Source organism: Methanolobus profundi, from assembly GCF_900114835.1.
GTDB classification, from domain to species: domain Archaea; phylum Halobacteriota; class Methanosarcinia; order Methanosarcinales; family Methanosarcinaceae; genus Methanolobus; species Methanolobus profundi.
This window is the reverse complement of record NZ_FOUJ01000015.1, coordinates 1-1768: the sequence shown is the minus strand read 5'-3', so window position 1 is coordinate 1768 and position 1768 is coordinate 1. Positions and strand designations below refer to the sequence as shown.

Below are 1768 nucleotides of genomic sequence, written 5' to 3'. Positions count from 1 at the left end.
GTCCATCACCACTAACCGGTCAGAAATCGAAAAACTGTCAGATCCGAGATAAACAAGGTAGATTCTAAGTGTAGGATCTTCTATGGGCTTGTAGATCAGTTGGGAGATCGTCGCCTTTGCAAGGCGAAGGCCCTGGGTTCGAATCCCAGCAAGTCCATTATTAGTGCACCTGGAGAGTAATGTCTCCGGGGAAGGATGAAGTGGCTGAAGCAACGACAGCTGCAATGAGATCGTGTATATGCATGCATATATCAGACGCTCACTGGACAAAGTGAGATGGACTCTGGTTAATATGCCTTCAGGTGGATGGCTCGGCTCAAGAGCTGATGAGGGACGTGCCAAGCTGCGATAAGCCCAGGGTAGGTGCATGGAGCCTATGAACCTGGGATTTCCTAATGGGTCTTCCTAACACATTTTGTGTGTTGATCAATACTGATCGGGAACGCCCCGAATTGAAGCATCTTAGTAGGGGCAGGAAAAGAAATCGAAGAGATGCCGTTAGTAATGGCGAATGAACACGGTACAGTTCAAACTGAATCCCACTGGTAACATGTGGGAGATGTGGTGTTGTAGGCCTTTTCTAAAGATCCCACTTGATCGAAGTTTAACTTTTCTGGAACGTTAGACCATAGAGTGTGATAGTCACGTAAACAACGATCAAAGGATCTGGATAATGGCCTGAGTAGCGTGGGTTGGAATTCCCGCGTGAATTTGGGAGGCACCAACTTCCAAAACTAAATACTTCTTGAGACCGATAGCGAACTAGTAGGGTGACCGAAAACTGAAAAGTACCCCAAGAAGGGAGGTTAAAAGTGCCTGAAACCTGGAGGCGATGGAGCGATATGGCGTTAAAGGATCTTTAATGCGAAGGAAACAGCCGCGAGGCTGCAGTACGGGCATTATTGCCAATGTCATATCTTACGTTTTGAAGAACGGGCCAGGGAGTATATTCAAATGGCGATGGCTAACTTGTAAATAGGAAGCCGAAGCGAAAGCAACATGCTCGCAACCGTAAGGTGAGGAGCGACGTATACAAGTGCGTGGAGTCATTAGGATATGACCCGAAGCCGGGTGATCTAGGCGTGGGCAGGTTGAAGCGTGGCGAAAGCTACGTGGAGGACCGCAAGCGGTATTGATCTGCAAATCATTCGTGTGACCTGCGTCTCGGAGTGAAAGGCTAATCTAACCCGGCATCAGCTGGTTCCTTCCGAAACATGTCGTAGCATGACCTAACTGGAGATAGTCGGTGAAGTAGAGCACTGATTGGTGGTCCCGGGGAAGAAATTCCTCAGCCGCTTGTCAAACTCCAAACTCACCGTCGTCTAAGAAGGTTGGAGTCCGGACTACTGGGGTAAGCCTGTAGTCCGTAAGGGAGACAACCCAGCCCGTGGTTAAGGTCCCTAAGTGTCGACTAAGTGTTAATACTAAAGGGCGTCCTAAGCCCTAGACAGCTGGAAGGTTAGCTTAGAAGCAGCTATCCTTTAAAGAGTGCGTAACAGCCCACCAGTCGAGGTTTGGGGCCCCGAAAATGGACGGGGCTCAAGTCGACCACCGATACCACGGAGCACCGTAAGGTGATCTCGTAGGAAGGCGTTGCGTTCGGGCAGAAGCAGGGCTGTGAAGTCCTGTGGACCGTGCGGAAACGAAAATCCTGGTAATAGTAACAGCATAGATAGGTGAGAATCCTATCCGCCGAAGGGGCTAGGTTTCCTCGGCAATGATCGTCAGCCGAGGGTTAGTCGGTCCTAAGACGTACCGTAATTCGAGT

At 49.8% G+C, this 1768-nt stretch carries 1 tRNA gene and 1 rRNA gene; both read left to right on the top strand.

Annotation, left to right across the window (positions count from 1 at the left end):
• Positions 1-84 precede the first annotated feature (84 nt).
• Positions 85-157, top strand: a tRNA-Ala gene (locus BM008_RS14625).
• 121 nt (positions 158-278) lie between these two features.
• Positions 279-1768, top strand: a 23S ribosomal RNA gene (locus tag BM008_RS15070); the annotation flags it as partial.